At 43.8% G+C, this 22,119-nt stretch carries 18 protein-coding genes, 1 other RNA gene and 1 pseudogene; 9 read left to right on the top strand and 11 right to left on the bottom strand.

What is annotated here, in order from left to right:
* Positions 1-252: 252 nt before the first annotated feature.
* Positions 253-641, bottom strand: a transfer-messenger RNA (tmRNA) gene (gene ssrA, locus J7545_RS17410).
* A gap of 161 nt (positions 642-802) precedes the next feature.
* Here ssrA and J7545_RS17405 point away from each other — a divergent pair.
* Entirely contained in the window at positions 803-1,654 is an 852-nt protein-coding gene (locus J7545_RS17405; RefSeq protein ID WP_271944711.1) for an Npun_R2479 family HD domain-containing metalloprotein, read from the top strand.
* 9 nt (positions 1,655-1,663) lie between these two features.
* Here J7545_RS17405 and J7545_RS17400 read toward each other — a convergent pair whose 3' ends face one another.
* Together J7545_RS17400 and J7545_RS17395 are read right to left on the bottom strand one after the other, a co-directional pair.
* Positions 1,664-1,963, bottom strand: coding sequence for a TMEM165/GDT1 family protein (locus J7545_RS17400; protein ID WP_318698786.1), 300 nt, complete (start codon positions 1,961-1,963; stop codon positions 1,664-1,666).
* A 195-nt stretch (positions 1,964-2,158) separates the two neighbouring features.
* Complete coding sequence (locus J7545_RS17395) at positions 2,159-4,078, bottom strand: response regulator (RefSeq protein ID WP_318698785.1); 1,920 nt, start codon at positions 4,076-4,078, stop codon at positions 2,159-2,161.
* Between the two features lie 222 nt (positions 4,079-4,300).
* Between J7545_RS17395 and J7545_RS17390 the strand changes: the two genes are divergently transcribed.
* Entirely contained in the window at positions 4,301-5,059 is a 759-nt protein-coding gene (locus J7545_RS17390) for a thioesterase II family protein (RefSeq protein ID WP_318698784.1), read from the top strand.
* Here J7545_RS17390 and rsmA read toward each other — a convergent pair.
* On the bottom strand, positions 5,054-5,878 hold the full coding sequence (rsmA, locus tag J7545_RS17385; RefSeq protein WP_318698782.1) for a 16S rRNA (adenine(1518)-N(6)/adenine(1519)-N(6))-dimethyltransferase RsmA: 825 nt from the start codon (positions 5,876-5,878) through the stop codon (positions 5,054-5,056). The two genes, J7545_RS17390 and rsmA, sit on opposite strands and share 6 nt — an antisense overlap.
* Positions 5,879-5,995: 117 nt before the next feature.
* The gene (locus J7545_RS17380) at positions 5,996-7,069 is read right to left on the bottom strand and encodes a hypothetical protein (RefSeq protein ID WP_318698781.1); all 1,074 of its coding nucleotides are present in this window, start codon (positions 7,067-7,069) and stop codon (positions 5,996-5,998) included.
* A gap of 247 nt (positions 7,070-7,316) precedes the next feature.
* On the opposite strand from J7545_RS17380, the gene J7545_RS17375 reads away from it, so the two are divergent.
* Entirely contained in the window at positions 7,317-8,105 is a 789-nt protein-coding gene (locus tag J7545_RS17375) for a glutathione S-transferase family protein (RefSeq protein WP_318719923.1), read from the top strand.
* Here J7545_RS17375 and J7545_RS17370 read toward each other — a convergent pair.
* Positions 8,089-8,376 (bottom strand): annotated as a pseudogene (locus J7545_RS17370) (hypothetical protein); the annotation flags it as partial. The gene J7545_RS17375 and the pseudogene J7545_RS17370 overlap by 17 nt on opposite strands.
* Before the next feature lie 317 nt (positions 8,377-8,693).
* A complete protein-coding gene (locus J7545_RS17365) occupies positions 8,694-9,374 on the bottom strand; it encodes a response regulator (RefSeq protein WP_318698779.1) in 681 nt (226 codons plus the stop codon).
* A 306-nt stretch (positions 9,375-9,680) separates the two neighbouring features.
* Here J7545_RS17365 and J7545_RS17360 point away from each other — a divergent pair, with 306 nt between their 5' ends.
* Complete coding sequence (locus J7545_RS17360) at positions 9,681-11,186, top strand: ammonium transporter (RefSeq protein WP_413038563.1); 1,506 nt, start codon at positions 9,681-9,683, stop codon at positions 11,184-11,186.
* A gap of 42 nt (positions 11,187-11,228) precedes the next feature.
* Positions 11,229-12,278, top strand: a complete 1,050-nt coding sequence (locus J7545_RS17355; RefSeq protein WP_318698777.1) for a M42 family metallopeptidase — start codon at positions 11,229-11,231, stop codon at positions 12,276-12,278.
* Positions 12,279-12,518: 240 nt separating this feature from the next.
* Here the strand turns inward: J7545_RS17355 and J7545_RS17350 are convergent, their stop codons facing one another.
* The 4 genes from J7545_RS17350 to J7545_RS17335 form a co-directional block, all read right to left on the bottom strand.
* Entirely contained in the window at positions 12,519-14,942 is a 2,424-nt protein-coding gene (locus tag J7545_RS17350; protein ID WP_318719922.1) for a TonB-dependent receptor domain-containing protein, read from the bottom strand.
* Positions 14,943-15,075: 133 nt separating this feature from the next.
* Positions 15,076-16,659: a benzoate-CoA ligase family protein gene (locus tag J7545_RS17345; RefSeq protein WP_413038564.1), complete on the bottom strand. Its 1,584-nt coding sequence runs from the start codon at positions 16,657-16,659 to the stop codon at positions 15,076-15,078.
* Entirely contained in the window at positions 16,656-17,114 is a 459-nt protein-coding gene (locus J7545_RS17340) for a holo-ACP synthase (RefSeq protein WP_318698774.1), read from the bottom strand. The genes J7545_RS17345 and J7545_RS17340 overlap by 4 nt, the downstream gene beginning before the upstream one ends.
* Positions 17,092-17,346 carry a phosphopantetheine-binding protein gene (locus tag J7545_RS17335; protein WP_318698773.1) on the bottom strand — a complete coding sequence of 85 codons (255 nt, stop codon included), beginning with the start codon at positions 17,344-17,346 and terminating at the stop codon, positions 17,092-17,094. The genes J7545_RS17340 and J7545_RS17335 overlap by 23 nt, the downstream gene beginning before the upstream one ends.
* Before the next feature lie 297 nt (positions 17,347-17,643).
* Between J7545_RS17335 and J7545_RS17330 the strand changes: the two genes are divergently transcribed.
* The 4 genes from J7545_RS17330 to J7545_RS17315 all read left to right on the top strand — a co-directional run bounded on the left by J7545_RS17330 (position 17,644) and on the right by J7545_RS17315 (position 22,107).
* Positions 17,644-18,666: an AraC family transcriptional regulator gene (locus J7545_RS17330; RefSeq protein ID WP_318719921.1), complete on the top strand. Its 1,023-nt coding sequence runs from the start codon at positions 17,644-17,646 to the stop codon at positions 18,664-18,666.
* 13 nt (positions 18,667-18,679) lie between these two features.
* The gene (locus J7545_RS17325) at positions 18,680-19,474 is read left to right on the top strand and encodes a class I SAM-dependent methyltransferase (protein ID WP_318698771.1); all 795 of its coding nucleotides are present in this window, start codon (positions 18,680-18,682) and stop codon (positions 19,472-19,474) included.
* 991 nt (positions 19,475-20,465) lie between these two features.
* Positions 20,466-21,683: a chorismate-binding protein gene (locus J7545_RS17320; protein WP_318698770.1), complete on the top strand. Its 1,218-nt coding sequence runs from the start codon at positions 20,466-20,468 to the stop codon at positions 21,681-21,683.
* 49 nt (positions 21,684-21,732) lie between these two features.
* Complete coding sequence (locus tag J7545_RS17315) at positions 21,733-22,107, top strand: hypothetical protein (RefSeq protein WP_318698769.1); 375 nt, start codon at positions 21,733-21,735, stop codon at positions 22,105-22,107.
* Positions 22,108-22,119 lie beyond the last annotated feature (12 nt).

Raw genomic sequence — 22,119 nt, 5'->3', positions numbered from 1 at the left:
GGTGAGAGATATTTTTAGGGGTTTTGGGAGGGGTTGCCAGTTCTCTCAGGGAACTCCTTGAATTTCTCTATGAATTCTATAGAAAACTCTAATTACTATCTAACTCATTCAACCTATTTCTTGCACCTTATTTTTTACGGTGTTATGGTGAGTTTGTGTGAAATATGTGTGAGCGGTCTCTAATTTTTAGAGTAATAGCTATTGCGGACGGCTGAGAGACTCTGTCTAGCAAGGCTTTCAGGAGTTAATTATTAATGGAGCTGGGCAGAATCGAACTGCCGTCCGCAATAGCTATTACTCTCTGTTCATTCACAAGCTTATCCCATCTAAATCCTCTGGGCAGGAACCATTCTTGACCCCGAATGGTGGGGATTTCTAGTAAAGTCTTAGCCCTTCAATTGACTAGAAGCTGTTTTAGGGAGCATCCGTTGGGGTTTCACCATAGACCTTAACGGAGTCGGACTATGATGGCTCGCGCCTGTTTGAGGCTAGATTTAGGCTACAGCAGCAGCCTTACGAGCGAAAGGAACGATGTTGTTCGCAGTTACATTTAGTTTGAGCCTTGATTTACGAGAGGTGACTCACTCTCGGCTTGCATCACAGAACAGCTTTCACTATCCCGTCGAAACCATTACAGCCCCGTGCGTGTTCAAGAAACAGATCATGAACACTTAACCCAATTATAACCCCAGCAACCGCTAAACGGCCAAATTTATCTAGAGGACATCTGTTAGCATCTACAATAAAGAAACGACACCAAGTTTATTGATCAAGGTTCCAGAACGGTCTAGCCAGGGACATCATGTTAAACACTACAGAAATTCTCATTAACCATTTTGTCGAGCAAGTTCAAGAAGGATATCGTCGTACCTACGGCGGCTGGAAGCATGACTATGAAGATATTATTGGTTGGGCAGCTAATATGGCCTTGGAAAATATCGCCAATAGTGATGCGCTATACCATAATGTAGAACACACGATTTTAGTGACCTTGGTTGGTCAAGAGGTCATTCGAGGACGGCATATCCGAGAAGGCGGGGTGTCTTGCGAAGATTGGTTACATTTTATTATTTCCCTGCTCTGTCACGATATTGGCTATGTGCGTGGGGTTTGCCGCCAAGATCAAGAAGGTCTTTATGCGACGGGTAAGGATGGGGCTATGGTTTCTTTACCTCCAGGGGCTTCAGATGCAAGTATGACTCCCTATCATGTAGACCGGGGAAAGTTGTTTATTGAGGAACGGTTTGGTGGTCATAAGTTAATTGATGCGGATGTAATTAAACGTAATATTGAGTTGACTCGCTTTCCGGTTCCCAATGATAGCGACCATCAAACGACCAGTGATTATCCGGGATTAATTCGGGCAGCGGATTTGATTGGCCAATTGAGCGATCCCCGATATTTGCAAAAAATTAGCGCTCTCTATTATGAGTTTTTGGAAACGGGAGCGGCTAAGGCTCTTAAGTATCGTCATCCAGAAGATTTACGCAATAATTATCCTAAGTTTTATTGGCATGGAGTGTTTCCCTATATTAAGGAGGGACTGGGTTATCTGGAGTTAACTCAGGAAGGGAAGCAGGTAATTGCTAATTTATACGCGAATGTATTCCGGGTGGAACATCAGCCAAATCCGTCTTTGGAGATGATTGTTTAAGAGGAGGATCTAATCGGAATCAAAGTTTTGAGGGATATCTTTTTGGGGCCAGAGTAAACGCACGGCCATGATAGCGAATCCGAGGGCAGCGATCGCCTTTAATAGCTTGGTCGGCAAGATGGCGGCGGTTCCTTCACCGACCATTACCCCGAGAAAACTGGCTAATAATAGAGCTGTTGCTGTTCCCAGAAACACGGCGCGGGGAGAACGGGATGTGCCACTCAGGGCGATCGCCGCTACCTGGCTTTTATCTCCTAACTCCGATAAGAATACGGCTGCAAAACTTAAACTCAATAATTGCCAATCCATAGGGTTTGATCTAGTTTTTGACTCAGTCCCATAGTATAGCGCTACGCGCTAGGCTAGGTGAATGGCATAACTCTAAAATCAGGTCATAGAGCATTTTGCGCTAGGGAATAGCTTGTATTGATTAGGATCTAAGGCTTCAAGCTGTACTCCTCCAGAAAAGAGAAGCGAGATCGATCAAACTTCCCACAGCCTAAGTTACTGTTTTTTGGGCCGTTGAGGAAGAGCGATCGCGAAGGTAGTCTGGCCTGGAATATCTAGACATTTAAGGCTACCCCCATGTTTTTCGACAATAATTTGATAGCTGATAGCCATTCCCATCCCAGTTCCCTTACCCACAGGTTTAGTGGTAAAGAAGGGATCAAAAATGCGAGGTTTAATATTTGCTGGAATCCCCATTCCATTGTCACTAATCTGGATTTGGACTTGAGATGAATTCTGAATCCATTGAGTTTTAATGCCCAGGATATACGGAAAATTAGGCTGTTTTTTTTCCACTTCATATCTTTCCTGTAGGGCATCAATACCATTCATCAGGATTTGCATAAAAGCTTGATTAAGTTCTCCAGCAAAGCAGTCGAATTTGGGCAATTGGCCATAATCTCGTTCCACTTTGATTTCGGAGAAGTTAACTGGACTCATTTCAGGAGAAGACTCGAGTTTAAGGCGATTATTTAAGATCGTAAGTACACTTTCAATCTCATCATGAATGTCTACTGTTTTGAGTTGGGATTCATCTAAATGGGCGAACCGACGCAATGAGTTAACAATTTTGGTAATTCTTTCGGTTCCACTTTTCATAGAAAGGATGACATTGGGTAAGTCAGTTAGGGTAAAGTCGAGTTCTAGATCGGCAATAAGTTCAGTTAAGGTAGGAGCAGGTATAGGATAGGATTGTTGATAAGCATAATACACTTGAATCAAATCGTGGATGTAGCTTTCCAGGTGATCGATATTGCCCGCAATAAAGTTAACGGGGTTGTTGATTTCATGGGATATTCCAGCCACGAGTTGCCCTAAGCTGGACATTTTTTCGCTCTGGATCAGTTGGATTTGAGTGGTTTTCAGTTGGTGAAGCGCTTCGGCTAGATCTTGGGCTTGCTGTTGAAGTTGTAGTTCACTTTGTTTGCGTTGGATCAGGAAACTGATTTGGCTGCCAATCGCCTGAACGAGGGCAACGATATTGAGTTGACAAGGGGTGATTTGAGTTTGGTAAAACACTAGAATTGCCATCACCTTTTGGTTCACTAAAATGGGCATACCAAAGGCGCATTTTAAACCAATTTGAACGGCTAAGGATTGCCGCGTATATGGTTCTCCAGGGGCTTGAGTAATATCTTGAATCCATTCTAGAGTCTGATTCTGCCAGATTTTTCCAGGTAGTCCTTCTCCAGCTTGGAACTCTAAGGTAGAACTGAGTTTACAAAAGGGTTTAAGCGTCGGATGAGTGGCGAAGGGATTAGGAAGATAGGATAAGGTTTGGGTTTCCTCTTGGGGTAACCAGGCTTCTCCATAATCCCAGAAAATGCGATCGCAAATACTTTTGATGATTTGGGCAATAGCATTTTCCCAGGTAGAGGCTTGGGTTAAATATTGAGTGACTTCTAACAAGAGCCGAGTTTCTCGCTCTGCTTCTTGGAGTTGATGATTTTTCTGGAGTAAAATTTGGTTTTTTTCCTGAAGTTGGAGGTTTAACTGAGTTAATTTTAAGTGATGGGCTACCCGCACCAAGACCTCTTCACTCTGAAATGGTTTAGTGATATAATCTACTGCTCCCAGTTGAAACCCTTTGACTTTATCTGCTTCTTCATTCAAGGCGGTTAAAAAAATAATAGGGATATCTTGGGTTTCCGGATTGCCTTTTAATTGTTCACACAGAGTATATCCGTCCATTTCTGGCATCATGATATCCAGGAGAATTAAATCAGGGACAAATTGAGTGAGACTCGCTAAGGCAAATTTAGCATTAGGGGCGAATCGTACATCATACCCTTCATTTTTCAGTAGAGTTTTCAGCAGGCGCAGGTTTTCAGGTACATCATCAACCACCAGAATTTTGCTGGTTTTGTAACTAACAATCGCGTTCTCTTCAGGGCTTGTCCTATTGCTATCTGCCATTACTGTAACCCATTGATTTTGTGATCTAATGCTTACGGGGAAGCACTGAGGACTATCTCTCTATCTTAAAGGAGTCAAGAGAATCTAGGGAAGGGAAGAAATCCAACGAAACAGAGATTTATCCGTTAGGTCGGGTATTCTACGGTACAATTCAACGGGATCGATATCGATTGGATCTCCGATCGCCGATCGCCCTGTGGTTGTTCAATCTGAGTTTATTGTATGGTTGTCTCTCATCCATCAACCCCCTGGGTTATTTCTGCTCCTAAGCGCTTTGATGCTCCGTTACGTCTGTTTTGTTTTCCTCCCGCAGGAGCAGGCGCTTTTTTATTTCGTCCTTGGTTAACCTATAACTCATCGGCAATTGAAATTCTAGCGATTCAATTGCCAGGGAGAGAACGTCGCTTAAAAGAACCTTGCTTCACCCAATTAGATCCGTTAATCAAGTCCCTTACCCAAGCTATTATTCCTCATTTAGAGTTAGGAAAATTCACGTTTTTTGGTCATAGTTTGGGAGCCTTGATTGCGTTTGAACTCACCCGTGAACTGCGTCGCCAAGGTTTGCCTTTACCGGAGCATTTATTTATGTGTGGTCGCCGTGCCGCACATATTCCAATAGAGAATCTTCTTTGTTCCCAACCGGATTCTAGTTTGATTGAAGCATTGCGTGAATATGGAGGGACACCGGAGGGCGTTCTACAAAATTCAGATTTAATGGAGTTATTTTTACCCATTTTTCGTTCAGACTTAACCGTTAATGAACACTATCAATATCACTTAGAACCGCCATTGGATTTGCCGATTTCGGTGTTTGGGGGGATGAATGATACTGTAGCTATTCCAGAACAAATTGAGCAATGGAATCAGCATACTTCAAGAACATTTAAAATCAAGCTATTTGAGGGCGGTCATATGTTTTTCAAGGATGATCCTGAGCTATTGTTAAAGCCAATTTTTGAACAACTCAATTGTCGTTTATAAGGAACTCTCTTGTAAGACATTACTCAGATTAACCCAATTTTCTAGGCTCAGATCTTCAGCGCGAGCTTGAGGGTTAATATTCAGTTGTTCTAGAATGGGAGTCAGGCGATCGCTCTCAATCCTCGATTTGAGATTATTGTGTAACATTTTTCGTTTCGAGGAAAAGCCAAGAGTTACAATTTGTTCTAAATGACGGGGGTTGAGAGCCAGTTTTTCCAGAGTTCTGGGAGTTAATCGAATCACGGCAGATTCGACTTTAGGAGGGGGATAAAAGGCTTTTGGCGGTACAGGACAAATGAGTCCACAATGGGCTAAATATTGGACGCGAACTGATAAGGCACCAAAGGCTTTGGTACTCGGTTTTGCCACTAGGCGATCGGCTACTTCTTTTTGTACCAATAGGACAATACTCTCATAGTTTTTGGGAACTGGAGAAGAAATTTTTCCCAAGAGTTTTTCTAAAATTGGGCCGGTAATATTGTAGGGAATATTAGCTACCACTTTATTAGGATTTTGAAACAAGGGATAGGAGGAAAGGAGAGCTTCTAAATCTAAGGAAAGGATATCCCCTTGTAAAAGAATAAAGTTTTGAGAGTCGCCTAATTTTTTGATCAGCTTTTTACACAGATCCCGGTCAATCTCCACAGAAATAACAGCTTGTGCATGGGCAATCAATTGACGAGTTAAAATACCGGTTCCTGGGCCAATTTCTAATACTCTATCTGTGGATTCTAAATCTGATGCTTGAATAATTTTATGTAGAATGGCTTCACTGTTGAGCCAATGTTGGGCAAAGCGTTTGCGGGGTTGAGGATTCATGTTGAAATTGAAACTAATATTGTTCGTATTAAACCAATAGTCAGAAACCGGGGTTCTTCCTCGAATCCCCGATCCCCTTGACTCATCTGTGTTCACGGTATCAATTGGAGATCTTTATCATGGGGAAGGTGAGGGAGTTTCCGGAAAGAGGATTTTGGCGATCGCCTCAGCGTTGCGTTGTTTTCGCCATTGCCAATGATTATCTTGTCCATGCTCACACAGATGGAGAATTGCCCGATCGATCAGTTCAGGGATTTGCTCAAAATTCTCAAAGGTTTCACCGATGGGAGTTGGCCACTTGACCTGATGCTCAATTACGGGATAATGGGAGGCAATAATATAGCATCCGCAGGAGGCAGCATCGCTGATTACGCCACTGGTACGATAATAATAGCGATCGCGGTCATAATGAATCACCAGGATGTCGATTTCCTGTAAGACCTTTAAATAGTCTTCTTCCTTCGTCGTATCTCGTAGAGTCGCGTTTATATTCTCTAGCTCCTTGGGTTTAGTGCTTAAGGGAGTACCAATAACCAGTTCGCAATTAGGATGAGTCGCCGTATAGAGGGTAAGCTGTTGAACCAGTTTGGCGATCGGTTTATCCGGGCGAATCATCCCCACCACCCCAATTTTAATCCGCCGATCTGCGGGTATCCTTTCCCCTGGCTTCAGTTTCGGTTCCACCTCACTCATAATCGGATGGGGAATCACAAGCATCGAATCTGGAGGTAATCGATACGCTTCTGGAATCACACTATCATCAAGTTCTAGCGTAACCACCTTCAAGTTTTTGAACAGGTTGAGATAAGTCCTCAGATACATCAACCCTAGGTTTTTGATCCGACTCGACATCGCAAACTGCTGATTCCCATGCAAACTGATCAACACCTCTTTCCCCTGTAGAGCTTGCAGTGCGAGTAAGGGAAGAAGAATCGAGAGATGTTGATTATAGAGTTCAAAAACAAAGATCGTATCCACCTCTTTCGGAAATTGTAGAGCGCGAGTCCCCATGGCAATATGGCGATACTCCCGGCGCAATTGGAGTCCCACCTGATAATTCATCGATTGGGTAAACTTCTTTAATCCTTGGGGTAAAGGTGTTTCGAGCGAAACAAACCCAATGTTCCTTCCTGGAGCATAATCTCCAAGTAAAAGTAGATCTTTAAGACCATTATGCATCAACATCAACATATCAAATCCTTAAATGCTTGGCACATATAGGAATTCTAATGTAGTATAACCCTGTTCTATGGTATTCAATTCGCGGAATGGAACCGTCCGTCCGGCGATCGCACACGGTTTGATACTCCTGTTAGGTTCCTGGTAGCCGAACTACACGTCCTGCTAGCAATCGATCTATTGCATTTCCATTTTAAATGACTTTTTCTGAAGGCCGATCGTGATAGGGTAAGCTTTAAGACTTGCGTTTGTTAGAATCATGTTAGAGCTATACCAATTTGAATTTTCCCAATTTTCTGAGAAAGTTAGACTGATTCTTGATTACAAGGAATTGGAGTACCGTACCATTGAAGTCACTCCAGGGGTGGGACAACTGGAGGTGTTGAAGATTTCTGGACAACGGCAGGTACCGGTACTCAAAGACGGAAGTACGGTGATTTCTGATTCTACAGCGATCGCCCAATATCTGGATCGCCAATACCCAGAAAAGCCGATTATTCCCACCGAACCCCGGCAGCGCGGTTTATGCTTAATAATGGAAGAATGGGCAGATGAGTCTATTGGAGTCAAAAGTCGTAAGGCTCTATATGGTGGATTGAGTCAAGACCAAAGTTTCCGCACCGCCGTTTTACCTAATCCTATTCCTGATTTTGTCAAAACCTTGGTAGGAGCGGTTCCGAAGGAATTATTTCAGGTTTTAGGCTATGGAGTTGGCGCAAGTCCAGAAGAAATTCAGGCGGCACAGGATAGCTTAAAACAGGATTTAGAAGCACTGAGTCTAATTTTAGTGGATCATCCTTATTTGGTGTGCGATCGCCCCACCCTGGCTGATTTAGCAGTGGCTGGACTCAGTATTTTAATTAAGTTCCCTGAAGGCAATTACCTGAATATCCCTGAATCGCTACAAGGTAAAGGCATCCCAGGATTAGCCGACAATCCATCCTATCAACCCTTTTTTGAATGGCGCGATCGCCTCTACTCTAGCATCCGTCAATCTAAATCGACTCCAGCATCAAGTAATTCGCCCACGTCTATTGAAATTGAGTAATGACTGATGGGTATTGGTGACCTAAGTACAGGACATAAAGTTGTATGGGTTGGAAGAGAGAGTCAGAAAAAGAGAGCAGGTCAATGAAAAAGTGGTGCAGGAGGTCAAAACCATAGCGAAACAAACTACGGGCATGGCGGCTATGAGCTTCAATGATACAAATCGGCGTTTGACCCTGTCGCCAGATCCCGGACTTCATCGCCCAAACAAATGCCAGGGCTAAAAGAGCTAGAAGCTGAGACAGACGCTCTCTATCAGTGAAATGAAAGGAATTGGCTCGTCGAGCATCAGGAATGAGAGCCAAGGCTTGCCCACACACTCCCAGTCACCTTTAAGTCCCGTTAGAGCCTAAGCGATTGCCTATTCCCTAGCGCAAAGTTCTATATATGAAGCCAGATTCAATTTTTAATCGACTGTTCGGTAAAGGTGAAAAATTTAGGCATTTTTTTGAATATAAAGCGCTCGAATGTTCAGAGTACTAAAGCACTATAAAAAAGGAAAGTGTATGGGTCATTTCCTCTCCCTATCCCCCATCTTTTTCAATGCACTATTTTAGATAAAACAATCGAGTAGACACTCCTAAATCCCCTAATAGACTCTACCTCGATAGACTCGTTTGTGACGGGCTTTTTTTGAGGTGTTTTCTCCTGGGAGACCTACAGAGGTTACAGGTGGTAGAGGGACAGGAGCCTCTCTATTGATTTCCGATACTGAAAAAGAGTCAGCCGGATACTCAAAGACATCATGATTATTGAAGGAACCTGCTACGGATGGAGTAGATAAGGATTGGGCGTTTTCCATATCTTGTTTTAGGGCTAGCAAACAGGAAACCAGAGGATCGTTATGAATCATTAATCCTCCTAGAGCGGATAATACTTTTTTAATGCCAGCAATCACTTTGAGGGCTAGAGTATCGGCTTCAAAGGGCGGTAGAATATCGATCGCGCCATAGGCGATCGCTGCTTGACGTTGGTAATGGCTCACTTCAGAGTCTGTGCTTTCTAAAAGAATTACAGGTATTTCTGCGTAGTTCTCTTGGCACAAGAGACAGAATTCCTCTAGCTGCAAATCCGGAGTTTGTCGATCGATGAGAACGATCGCCGGTTTTCGGTTACCACTAGATCGGGTCTCTTCTAGCCTTTCCAATAGGTGGGTTGCATCAGCAGTTAGGATGACTGCCAAGTTTTGGCTTCTTAACACTCTTTGCCATACCCAGCGTTGGAAGTTGCAGGGTTGACACAGAAGAATGGTCGCTCTTGGATTAGTCATGGAAGGATTAGATAACTGGATTTAGAGTAGGATGGAGCAAATCAAAACTATAGGCTAAATTTATAATTTAATTTTTGATTAATTGCCCTTAAGGATTTTCTTAAGCTTGGTATAGCAGAAAACAAAAGAAAATTTCTGTATCATTTAATTCATTTAAGAATCCGATCTTTCAGGCACAATCTACGTTTGTATCATTAAGTTTGATAAACTTTTGCCAGAGGAGTTCTCTAATACGAGAAGATAACTCCTTTTGTACGGTTGTCAATGGCACTTAAAATGTTTACCCAAAATCCGTATATTTAAGAAATGAAACAACACGATTCAAGATTAAAACTCAAGGTCTTAAAAAAGGCAAATCAAACCCAAATAAGCATTAAGGGATACTCACTCTGGTTTTGGGCCAGTTTGGGAGTCATGATAGCTTTAATTCCCTGGGCAGGGCAGGCGATCGCCCAAGCCCAGACCCCAAGCACGGTCAATGATGGCATCCCCGATCAAATCCAAATTGCGCTCAATACCCTATGGGTAATCTTTACTGGAGTGCTGGTGTTTTTTATGAATGCTGGCTTTGCCATGCTAGAAACTGGCTTTTGCCGCCATAAAAGCGCTGTCAATATTTTAGCAAAAAATCTGATTGTATTCGCCTTATCCTCTCTTGCTTTTTGGGCCACTGGCTTTGCCTTAATGTTTGGTGATGGCAATTCCTTTATTGGACTGCACGGGTTTTTCTTAAGTGGGCCGGACAATAGTCCAGCCGTGGCAGAAGCCTATCAAGGGATCTATCGTTCGTTAGATTGGGCTGCTATTCCTCTAAAGGCTAAATTTTTCTTTCAACTAGCCTTTGCGGGTACTGCCGCTACCATTGTGTCTGGAGCTGTGGCTGAACGGATTAAATTTGCTGCTTTTGTTCTCTTTAGTTTGGGCTTAGTGGGATTGGCTTACAGCATCATTGGCCATTGGATCTGGGGTGATGGATGGCTCTCCCAACTGGGTTTTTGGGATTTTGCTGGATCGACTGTTGTGCATTCTGTGGGAGGATGGGGGGCTTTTATGGGGGCAGTTTTATTAGGCCCGCGGATGGATAAATATCCAGATGGGCAAATTGCTGCTATTCCCGGCCATAATTTGGCAATTTCTACCCTCGGTTGTCTGATTTTGTGGTTGGGATGGTTTGGGTTTAATCCCGGTTCGACATTAACGGCCGATCCGGAAGCCATTACCCATATTCTTCTAACTACAAATATGTCAGCCGCTGCCAGTGGAGTGATGGCAACCCTGGTTTCTTGGCACTATTTTGGCAAGCCCGATCTGACGATGATTATTAATGGCATCTTGGCGGGCTTAGTGGCAGTTACGGCTTCTTGTGCTTATATCAATATAGTGAGTGCGATCGCCATTGGAGTCATTTCTGGAACCATCGTTGTGTTTTCTGTAATGTATTTGGAACAATGGCACATTGATGACCCGGTAGGAGCGGTTTCTGTCCATTTAGTCTGTGGGATTTGGGGAACGTTGGCCCTGGGATTGTTTAGTATAGGACCCGAGGTTTATCCTTGGTATAGTGAAACTGGGGGGCCGTTGGCGGGATTGTTTTTTGGGGGCGGTTATTCTCAGTTTCTGAATCAATTGTTGGGGGTGTTAGCTGTTGGATTTGCCATGATTGCCTTTAGTTTACTGTTATGGTTAACCTTGAGTTTTACGGTGGGGATACGAGTGAGTCCAATGGAAGAACTAGAGGGCTTAGATCTGAGCGAGCATAGTATGGAAGCCTATAGTGGGTTTATGAAAGAACAGGAGAGAGGAGGAAGATAGGGAGACACGGAGAATGGGATGATTTGATGCAATGCAAATACTATGGGACTCGGATCAATGGACTGGGATGGCTGGTTTAAACGGATTGAAGATCTGGTAATGCTCCATTCTCCAAGTGGAGTAGAAGGGGAGATGAATGCGTTTCTCTTAGACGAATTTGAGTGTCTGGGAGTGAAACCAGAAGTGGATTTGGCAGATAATGTGATTGCCAAAATTCCAGGTAAAGATTCGAGCCGAGCGATCGCCATTACGGCCCATAAAGATGAAATTGGTGCGATCGTCAAGCGAATTAAACCGGAAGGACGCTTAGAGGTGGCTCGACTTGGAGGCTCGTTTCCTTGGGTATATGGGGAGGGGGTTGTGGATATTTTAGGCGATCGCCAGACCATTTCGGGTATCCTCAGTTTTGGTTCTCGCCATGTTTCCCATGAGTCCCCCCAAAAGGTACAGCAGGAAACTAAACCAGTAGAGTGGGAAAAAGTTTCGATAGAAACCAAACTCAGTAAGGAGGCGTTACGGGAGGCTGGGGTGCGTCCAGGGACTCGTGTAGTTGTCGGAAAACACCGTAAGCGAGCCATCCGATTAAACGATTATATTGCCAGTTATACCTTAGATAATAAGGCTTCGGTGGCCATTCTCTTGGGTCTAGCCGAGCGCGTTAAAGAACCTCCCATAGATGTCTATTTAGTTGCTTCAGCCAAGGAAGAAGTAGGCGCGATCGGAGCCTTATTTTTCAGCCAACGTCATCAGTTAGAGGCCTTAATTGCCCTAGAAATTTGTCCTTTAGCTCCAGAATATCCCATCACTGATGGCGTAGCTCCGGTTTTGCTCTCTCAAGATAGCTATGGTCTCTACGATGAAGATTTAAATCACCAGTTACAAAAAGCGGCTGAAGCTGCACAAATTCCCATCCAACGAGCTGTTTTAAGTGGTTTTGGCAGCGATGCATCCATGGCGATGAAACTCGGTCATATCGGCCGTGGAGCCTGTTTGGGCTTCCCAACTCAGAATACCCATGGCTATGAAATTGCCCATTTAGGAGCGATTAGTAATTGTCTAGAAATTTTAGTCAATTACTGTCAGAAGTGTTGAATGTTAGCTTAATGCCGAAAAAAAGAGGATAAGATAAGGAAGTTCATCAGTTCTATCGCCAAACCCTGTTGGATAAATTCCGTTATTTGCAAGTCGAACTTAGTCGGCGCTGCTCTATGATTTAGTGGAGCTACGATCTGATTCCAGAAACCCTGATTTAGTTCACTAGGGGCTTTTCTGTAGTTGAATGTAAAGTTTTATATCAAGATTCAACACTTCTGGATATTTGCTTAAGTCCTGTTAAAACGATGCTTTAAACAGAACACGAGCTGTAAAAGGCTTGTTATAAGTTACAACCCCCCCTCTCTCTCCAAAAATAAATCCTGAAGTGAGGAAGCGAGTATCGAAAATATTGTCTGCAACCAAGTAAATCCCAGCATTGTCGAATTCATAACCTAACGTTGCGTCTACTGTCGTCACGGTTCGTTGAGAGATAGTATTCGTTTCTTCAGTGAAGTAATTTCCCAAAGTATTCAACTCAACCCGCGAAAAGAATCCCCCAGGGGATCGGTACTGTGCTGCCAAATTAAAGGTGAATTCTGGGGCAAAGGAGAGTTTGTTACCATTGAGACTTTGTTCGGTGAAGGGATTGAAAAAGCGATCGTATCTAGCATTGGTATAACCAAATCCGGCTGTAATATCGAACCCACTGACAGGTCTAGCCTTCAACTCAAATTCTACTCCCGTAATACTCACTTGTGCATTAGCAATATTACGGACAATTCCTGTGGGATCGCCCAGTCCAACTTGAAAGTCATCAATGACATTGTGAAAGACGGCTAAATTGGCAATCAGGCGATCGTCTAACCAAGCGGTTTTCACTCCCAGTTCATAATTCCAAGAAAGTTCCTCACCAATGACTAAAGTATCATCGCTGCTTGCACGATAATTTAATCCGGCTGGCTTGTAACCCCGGGTTATACTCCCATAAATAGTTGCATCCGGAGTGACTTCGTATCTGATCGCCAAACGAGGCAAGAGTGCATCACTGTTGGTTTCAGCCCCATCAAAGCCTTCCCCCACAGGATTTACTATTGGAGAACCTGCAACTGCAAAATTGCGCCGCTGATCCATTTTTACCGTCGAGGAGTCATAGCGTAAGCCCAAGGTTAAGGTGAGGGGATCGATTGGCTGATAGCTGAGTTGACCAAAAGCAGCGTAGGTCGTTTGCTCCAATTCAGCAGTGCTGTTATCAAAGCCTGGTCCTGGCAAGCCAAATGCTTCTGCCGCCGCACTGCTCAGGCGCTGTCCGTCCTCAGTGACATTAAAGAGACGATTTTCAAAGTATCCTCCAATTAACCATTGTAAAGGATTGTCAGAAGGAGCCGATTGAAAGCGTAACTCTTGACTGAATACCGTTGAATTAGTTCCGGCAACGGCAACCGATAAATCGATAGCTGAAAGGTCGGAATCGAATTCTGCCCTTTGTTTGGAATAACGACGAGTCGTAATTGAAGTCCCAATAAAATTAGAATTTTCATACGAGATTTTTAGGTTTTGGCTATTCGTTTGGGTTTCGCTGAAACTTTGAAAATCTTGTGAAATGCGAAATGAATTATCTGAACTCAATAACTGGACCAGGGGCGTTTCATTGGTATCACTTTGATAAAATCCTCCCAAAGAAATTTCCCAATCATCGTTGGGAGTCCAAACCAATGTTCCTCGAATATTCCCCCCCGAAAGATCTCCAACTTCTCGATCTCGATTTAATGCAGTATTGGTTATATAGCCATCTTCCCTGTTGAGTTGTCCCGACAAACGCAAAAAGAGCCGATCTTCTGCGAGAGGAGCACTAACTGAAAGGGCCATACGGCGTTGGTCATAAGTCCCGTAATGGGCAAAGAATTTTCCTTCGATATCGTTACTCGGTCTTTTAGTAATAATATTAACCACCCCAGCTTGAGCATTTCTGCCATAGAGGGTATTTTGCGGTCCGCGCAACACTTCAATCCGTTCGAGATCGACGAGATCGAGGTCTAAAAATGCTCCATAATCGTAGGGAACATCATCGACAAAGAACCCAACTGTATCGCGACTGAGAAAGTTACTATTGGACAGACCTCGGATGGAATAAGTGTTAAAAAGTCCTGTTTGCGACCCTCCTCCAAATACAGAAAAATTAGGGGTATTGTCAGCAATACTTTCTAAAGAATCAATATTGGCATCTTCAATATTTTCTTCAGAAAAGGCGGTGATACTGATGGGAACATTTTGAATGGTTTCTTCTACTTTTTCGGCGGTGACAGTAATAATTAAACCTTCGTCGCGAAAGACGAGTAGATTAATGTTTAATCGTCCATTTTCTTGAATGACTTCGGAAACTTCTGGAGCTAAGATTTCCCCCGTTATCACTGCCTCAATGCTATTGTCGTCCCGGGTAGTTACTTGCAGTAAATTCACTCCTTCGATAGGGTTTTCTTGCTCGAACTCGCCCCCGATGAGACGAGCGTTGTTAATCTCGATGATAAGGCGATTCTCTTCTACGGTTTGAAAGAGTTCGACGGTTTCGGTTTCGTTGCCTTCTAAGAGAATTTGCAATCCTTCGGGGGTAGATTCAATACGAACGTTGGTAATTTCAGCGATTTGAGCGAAAGCACCAGGGGTGGAAACGAGGACGATCGCTGGAGCTAGCAAAAAACTGTGCAAAAGAGAGAAATGTTTCATTCTGAGTTTAAGTTTGAGAGGGTCAATATAGGGATGAAATGGACTCTGACCAGCAAAAAAAGGCGATCGGTCAATCGGTCGCAGATTGTTTTGACTTGAAAGGGATAAAATTGGTGAAATACTCGATCGCTAATTAAGATTGTAGAATTTGAGAATTCGCCATTCCTTGCAGCGATTTACGATGAATTTTACCCGTAGAGGTGCGCGGTAGGCACTCAACAAAACATAAGGATTGAGGGACTTTAAAGTGAGGTAAATTTTGTTTAGTAAACTGGTAGATATTTTTCTCCAAAGCCGGAGAAGCTCGACGTTCCAGTTTGAGTCCGATATAGGCAACAATTCTGGTCAATTGTTCGCCGCTCTTCGACTCGGGTACGATCGCAACTTCGAGAATGTCGGGATGATGCAATAAAACTTCCTCAATCTCTAAGGGAGAAATCCATTGACCGTTAGCTTTAAACAGGTCTCCTTTTCGTCCCATAAACTTAAAGTAGCCTTCCTCGTCGCAGATATATTTATCCCCCGTTAGCATGGTATCGCCGTACAGAGCTGCCCGGGTTTCGGACAGGCGATTCCAATAACCGAGCATCAAGCTTTCTCCTTTCACCGCTAAGTCACCTATGGTATTGGCAGGTTGGGGCTGTCCGCTCTCGTCTACAACGCGTACTTCGTAACCGGGAATGGGACGGCCAGAAGTTCCGGGCTTGCAGGTTTCCGGTCGATTGGATAAAAAGATGTGCAAAAATTCTGTTGTGCCGATCCCTTCACAAATTTCCAGACCGAAGACCTCTCGCCATTGCTGCCAAACAATTGGAGGCAACTGTTCGGCAGCCGAAACGCACAGGCGCAAACTGGAAACATTGAGAGGAGTAAGCTCTCGCACGGCTAAAAGATTGGCATAAATACTGGGGATGCCAAAGAAAATAGTAGGTTGGTAGCGATCGATGTCGGCGACAATATCGAACGCATTGCCGGCTGCTGATAAAACGGCAGCAGCACCAACAGCCATAGGCATATAAAGGGAGTTACCCAATCCGTAAGCGAAAGCAAGGGGAGCAATGGAGTAAGTAATATCCGTTTCGACCAGTCCCAATACTCCCTGACCGTAGGCGCGATCGCAGATTACCATACTTTGCTGACGGTGAATGACCCCTTTCGGTTTGCCTGTACTGCCAGAGGTATAGAGCCAAAAGGCGGGTTCGTCTCCGTGGGTGTCTGCGGGGAGAGGCAGATTATTCTGTTCTTCTATGAGGGAGAGGAAAGAGTGAGAGTTTGGGGAGTCGGTTTCTGTAGAGCTATCAATGGAGAGAGAATGACGGAGAAAAGGAGAGTCAATCGGTCCGATTCTAGCAAATCCCTCGCGATTGCTTAGTAAAATTTTGGCCCGCGAGTTGTGGAGAATGTAATGTACATCTTCAACGCTACAACTGGGAACGATGGGAACGGGAATCGCCCCCAGCCAAATCGCGCCCCAAAAGGCAAAGGCAAATTCTGGTGTATTGGGCAGTAAAATAGCAATGCGGTTTTCCCGTTCTACTCCCAGTTCGGCGAGTAAATTAGCCGCTTGTTGGACGCGCTTGCGAGTTTGGCTATAAGTGTAGGTTCCATCCTTGGTATAAAACGCAATGTTATCTCCCTTCTCTCGAATCAAATTTCTATCCAAGAAATAGGCAGCAGCGTTGAAGTTACTGGGTAAGGGGTCGAGAAAATCGTTCATGAATCGTTGCTGGTTGTAGATTGATAGGCGATCGCGCAAACGAGGAGATGGTTTTGCCAAGATAACCAACTCATTTCCCAATGCTGCCATCCCAGTTCGTCAGCTTTTTGGCGGGCAGAACCCGATAAATTCGCTGATAAACGTCCCAATGAGTTGAGTCGGGAAGAAATTTCAAACCAGTGAATTTCAGCTAATCCCGTTCCGAGTGCTTTGCCGAGTGCTTCTTTACTGGCAAAACAAAGGGCCAGGTATTTGGCGGGGGTGGGGTCAAGTTGGCTGGCATCGAGTTCTTTGGAGGCAAAGATTAAAGTGAGAGTGTCGCGATCGTAACGGCGAAGAAAGTTCTCGACTCGGGAAATTTCCACCAAATCGATACCGATCGCCGCGATCGACCCGTATTGTCTATTGCTTTGCTGGTTGGCTCCCGAAAGCTTATGCCAAACTGGAGCGCGCATCTGCAATCTCTTGACTTATTTCAGCCAAAGTTTTGTCCTGACGGGTTTCTAATTTAAGGGCAACTCCAAGTTGCCGTTTGAGGGCTAGAGCGATTTCCACGATCTCAGTCGAGTCGAGTTGCAGATCGCGATAGAGTAAAGCATCGTCATATAACAACTCTTCGGAAATACCCAAGTTTCTCAAAATGCTCTTTAAGGTGTTTTGAGTGTCAAGAGAGGAGTTCTGTTCCATATTTGCGTTTTCACAATTCCAAATTTTTCTCAATAAATGAGAACAGTGGCTTTGTCAGCCCAAGGCAGGCACATTCTATCAGAGGACAAAGAACAGAACTAACTCCAAACGGATTTTTTTTAGCTCTAAAGGGATTATCTTTCTCTGAGCCATAGGAAATCGAGTATTGGAAGGCGATCGAGCGCTCTGAAAGCTATGAAAATTTTCCTTAAGGAAAATTTTCGTTTTTTTAACTTCCTTCTGAGCTAGAATAATTGCTAATCATTTTTAATAAGTAGGAATTGAAAGTGAGAGTCGATGACTATAAAGTTGATCTTTCCACGGCATGGGATGCAACAAAGCTTTCCCGAACTGCTAGAGCAGATGAATTTGTCCAATCTGTATTCCTATGATGCGGAGAGAACAGAAGCACGACTAGAATGGTTGAAGAAGATCGGTAGAGGTTCAGTTCGGTTCGCTTATTTGGATTCGGGCTTGCAAATCTCGATTGAAAATCAGCAAATGAAGCAGAATTTGGTGCTGCAAGGTCAGCACCTTCATACCGATCCCTTAAAATTTTACTTTCTGATTTCTGGCGAAGTAACTGGTGTTGTCGGCTGGCCGACCTCTTCTTTTATCTTGCAGGAAGGACACAATTGCTTGACTGCTTGTGGAGGAGATGGCGCTCAGATGACCTACTATGCCGATCGCCCCTATTTAGCCGTAACGATTTTGCTTGCTCCAGAGTTTTTCAGAGCCTTTCTGGAGGGGAAATCTGATATACCCCAGCCCTTGCTACAAGCAATTGAGCCATCAGCCGAAACTTTTTTTCATACCAGTCCAACCTCCCCCACTATGCAGATCGCTCTCCATCAACTTTTGCACTGTCCTTATGAGGGTCTGACCGGGCAAATCTATATTGAGAGCAAGGCTCTCGAACTCGTCGCCCTCAAGCTGGCTCAAATCGATGAAAGTACAAAATTACGGCCCAAAAATTCCCCTTTACAACCCCGAGACCTCGATTGTATTCATCATGCCAAGGAAATTCTCATAGACAATATAGAATCCCCCCCTTCCTTATTGGAACTCGCCAGAAAAGCAGGAATCAACGATTACAAGCTCAAAATTGGCTTTCGCGAAGTCTTCGGAACGACAGTATTCGGCTACCTTCGCAATCAACGTATGGAATGGGCCCGCAAACTCCTCCTCGAACAACAAATGAATGTCTCGGAAGTCGCTCAAGCGGTTGGCTATGCCAGCCTCAGTCGGTTTAGTACAGCATTCAAAGATTATTTTGGCACGACCCCCAAAACTTACCAAAAAAATTCTCAATCTCATTAAATCTTCAGTCATCATGTCCCAATCTCAATTACAACTCGCAGGTGTACCGCGCACAATGGTTCTTACGACTCGCGCCAGAGCTGACGAAGATCGAAATTCTAACGGTCTTTTTCGCGATCGCCACGCCCGAGAGTGGAGCGATCATCTGGGTTGGAATGTGGAACTCGACTCTTTTTATGGCACGTATACCCAAGCCGGTTGGGCTATTCGCGCAGAGCACTTTGATTGTGCAGTACAACGTAACATTGCCCATATTAAAAACCCCCTGGTTATCGAGTTAGGAGCGGGTTTATCCAGTCGATACTACCGCCTGCAACAAGAAAATTTGCACTGGATTAATCTTGATTTACCGGAAGTGAATGACATTCGCAGCCAACTCGATCGTGAAACCGAAAACTATAAATTTATTGGAGCTTCCGCCTTAGACTTTAACTGGATGGAGCAACTGCCTTCGAGATCTCCCGAGGAGATTGTTATTGTTGCTGAAGGTTTATTGATGTACTTCGATGCGGAATCAGTTGCTCAACTGATCTCACGAATGCAGCAACGCTTTCCGGGAGCAACTTTTATCTTTGATATTGTCGGAACATCTTATCGCAAGTCTGCCAAGAAACTCGAAGCCTTAGGTGCTCCCCTACAGTGGTTTGTCAAAGATATAGACGAAGTCGCGCGTATGGGAGTCGAGATTATTGAAGTGCAATCACTTTTTCAATTACATCCCGAACGGTGGGGAATGATGCGTTTGCTAACTTGGTTGCCTTTTATTCGCTCGATGACTCTCATTTTTGAGACAAAATTAAAGCCGTAGACTTAAATTCTTTCTTCAGTTGTGTACACAAAAAAAGTATGGTCGATTGGATTGAGATTGGTCTATCGTTATGTGATTGCAGAGTGAAATAGAGTTTTCGGTTGAGATTTTAAGCAAAATACAACGGAAAAAGTTGCTATAGCGATTTTAAACTGCCTTATTCTTCCTTAAGTTTTATTCCCCTAACCTTCTTTAAAAAGGAGGATTTAGGGGAATTTTTCTGACTGAACCTCATAAAATAAGGAAAGAACTGTAAGAAATATAACTTGTAAATCAGTGTAAAGATTAAACCGCTTATGAGGTTTAGGTTTTCGTCAAATAAGACCAATAGATGAAAAAATCAAGTTATAAGAACCTATAGCATCTGATGTAAAACAATTGTGACGTTTTACTTTACAGGAGAGTTCTGTTGCTCCCGTGATATAGAGACTTGCTTCCATCTTTCCAAAAGCTATGCCTTGTGAATTTGCCAGACTATAAGACATAGCTATAACTCAAATATTGGCCAACAATCGTTAGCCATTGACTCGCATATCATTCTACAAAGTAGACTGGGTATACACTCTGACTTTTCTTTATAAATAGGCCCCAAAGAAAAATCGAGAAAAAATACGTTTGAAGCAAAAAAAAAACCGGATATGATCTTTTTTTTTATGGAGTATACTGATAATATTCTTTTCAGAATGTAATTAACAATAAAAACCTTTCAAGGGATCGAAGTCATCCTACTCAACCTGATGCGGTAATTATAGGCATGATGGAGAGTTTGATCTTAATGTAAACAACTATAGAGGTAAGATATCAAAGGTTTTATTTATCATTTTATATCTATTTAATGGATAAGTTTTAGTCAGCATAGATTTCCTCAATCACAAGAAAAAAGATGAACAACCAAGTGAAAGATAGCACAAAAGTAAAATATAGAGAACAGTTCTTCCCAAACTATAACATTGAACCTCTCACCGTTCTCAGCAATCTAAAAAAAGCAGGAATGATCAATTCATACCTGCTTTATGAAGGAGAAGACGAAGTCCGAATTGCAATTGGCGAATATAGAAAAATTGCTGTCAGCCGCGATCGCATTGAAATGTCAGGGAATGAAGTCAATTCTCAACCTATTCGCGATCCCTTCAAACAAGTAGAAGAGATGCTGAATACTCTGCCCTTAGAAAATTGGACAGCGTATGGTTACGTTTCCTTCGATATGGCGAGTTTTTACTCTTCGTACTCCAAACAAAGCGAGAATGAACTGCTCTACCTCATCATCCCCGATAGCGAATTAATCTTTATTCCAGAGGGAATTTGTTATCGGAGTATCAAGGGGATTGATGAAATTAATACACTATTAACCAATGAGGTACAACTCCCGACTTATACAGCAACTTCTATATCAATTGACTTTAGCGATCGCCAAGATTACGAACATCGGGTCGCAGAACTGGTTGCAGCCATCAAAGCCAATCGCTTGCAAAAAGCCATTATTTCCCGCACTGCTAAGTATTCGGGACAATTAAACGTTCTTGGAACGTATTCGATCGCCAACCAAGCCAATAATGCTTACCGTTCTTACGCCTTCGATCTCGGAAAAGTCAAAGGAGTGGGTTTCAGTCCCGAGATTCTCATGAAAGCAGCAGATGGACGTTGGGTTGTCACCAACCCTCTCGCTGGAACGCGACCTCGAGGAGAAACCCCTGAGAAAGATTTGCGCCTTTATGCCGAGTTATTTGCTGATGCTAAAGAAGTAAAAGAACACGCCCTTTCTGCTTGGCTTGCACAGCAAGAAATGGCCTCGGTTTGCTTGCCCAACAGCGTTGGCGTATTCAATTTCATGGAAATTAAGAAATATCGTTGCGTTCAGCACCTTTCCTCTCGCGTGGGCGGTCTCCTGCAACCCAATCGCACCCTCTGGGATGCACTGAAAGTTCTCTTTCCGGGGATTACAGTTTCCGGGATTGACAAGCAGCAAGCATTGTACTGGATCGATCGCCTCGAAGACGAACCCCGAAGCCTCTACGCCGGTACCCTTGGCTGGGTCAGCAGTAACGGAACAGCCGACTTCGCTCTTGCCATTCGGTCAGTTTTCCAATACGGAGACACCATTCATCTCAATGCCGGAGCCGGAATTATCGCCGAGTCCGTTCCTGGCAATGAATATATCGAGTCAGTGAACAAAATGAACACGATGCTTGCCAATCTTGTCATCGAGTAACTGGACATTGGAAATCCCGTAAAAATATCGGGCAAGAAGAGCAAAAACAATGACAGATAAATCCTGGAAATTTTACAACCCGACGAGCGATCGCACTTTGACTCTAGTCGAAGTCGATAGTTTGCCAGCAATCGACGAAGAGCGATACTTAACTCTCGCCGAACGCAACTCTTTCGAGAGAGGAGAACGACGGTTGCAGTATCTAGGAGGTCGTCTAGCAGCAAAACAGAGCATCCTCAGTTATATGCCCGAACTCTCGCACCAAGATGTGGAGATTCGCAGATTGCCCTGCGGCGCGCCTGCTGTTGCCTTCAGTTATCGCGGTCAAATTGCCGCCGCTGATATCGGTTTTGGGGAATGGCTCTTAAGTATCAGCCATACCTCCCGCTATGCTGCCGCTTGGGCGATCGGCAAGCACAACTGACTTTATGATGTC

Source organism: Roseofilum sp. SBFL (genome assembly GCF_017746885.1).
Classification (GTDB): Bacteria; Cyanobacteriota; Cyanobacteriia; order Cyanobacteriales; family Desertifilaceae; genus Roseofilum.
The sequence above is the reverse complement of the archived record's forward strand: the minus strand, read 5'-3'. Positions and strand labels throughout refer to the sequence as shown.